Annotated in this window: 2 tRNA genes and 1 rRNA gene; all 3 read left to right on the top strand. The window is 35.0% G+C overall.

The annotated features are described in order from the left end of the window. Nucleotides 1-141: 141 nt before the first annotated feature. A tRNA-Ala gene (locus GRQ01_RS07575) sits at nt 142-217 on the top strand. 5 nt (nt 218-222) lie between these two features. Continuing rightward, a tRNA-Ile gene (locus GRQ01_RS07570) sits at nt 223-299 on the top strand. A gap of 333 nt (nt 300-632) precedes the next feature. After that, a 23S ribosomal RNA gene (locus tag GRQ01_RS07565) occupies nt 633-725 on the top strand; the annotation flags it as partial.

The following is a 725-nucleotide window of genomic DNA, read 5'->3' as shown; positions in this document are numbered from 1 at the left end:
TGCGGTTGGATCACCTCCTTTCTAGAGTACAAAGTAACAAGTCTCACAACTGTTACTTCATAAACTCAATCATCCTTGTTTAGATTTTAAAGATTGATAAAACATATTGAGAGTAGATGAAGCATCATCAGTTTTCCTCATGGGGAATTAGCTCAGCTGGGAGAGCGCCTGCTTTGCACGCAGGAGGTCAGCGGTTCGATCCCGCTATTCTCCACCATAAAAGGGCCTATAGCTCAGCTGGTTAGAGTGCACCCCTGATAAGGGTGAGGTCACAAGTTCAAGTCTTGTTAGGCCCACCAGGAATCAATCTTTAAAAGAGGATAAAAATTTAAAGCAAGTATATTATTAAGTTTTTTGTAAATTTTATTAAGTCGCAAGTATAAAAGTTTATTTTCATGTATACTTACTTTAGGTTTTTAACCTAAGTGTTCTTTTTAATTAACATTGTTAAGAGTCACAAGCAAGTTTTAATAAAAACAATTTTACAAACTTGTTAAAGATAAAATATCTTCATTAAAGCATAGGCATAGTTTTAATATTAAGCTTTAATCCTAGCTTTTAGATATGATAAAACTTTAAATATGAAATATGATAAACTTTAACAAGGAAGTGATGCGTTTTAGAATCAAAAAAGGTAAGCTATTAAGAGCGAATGGTGGATGCCTTGACTGGTAAAGGCGATGAAGGACGTACTAGACTGCGATAAGCTACGGGGAGCTGTCAAG

Source organism: Campylobacter bilis (assembly GCF_016806695.1).
Lineage (GTDB): Bacteria > Campylobacterota > Campylobacteria > Campylobacterales > Campylobacteraceae > Campylobacter_D > Campylobacter_D bilis.
This window is presented reverse-complemented; position numbering and strand designations above follow the sequence as displayed.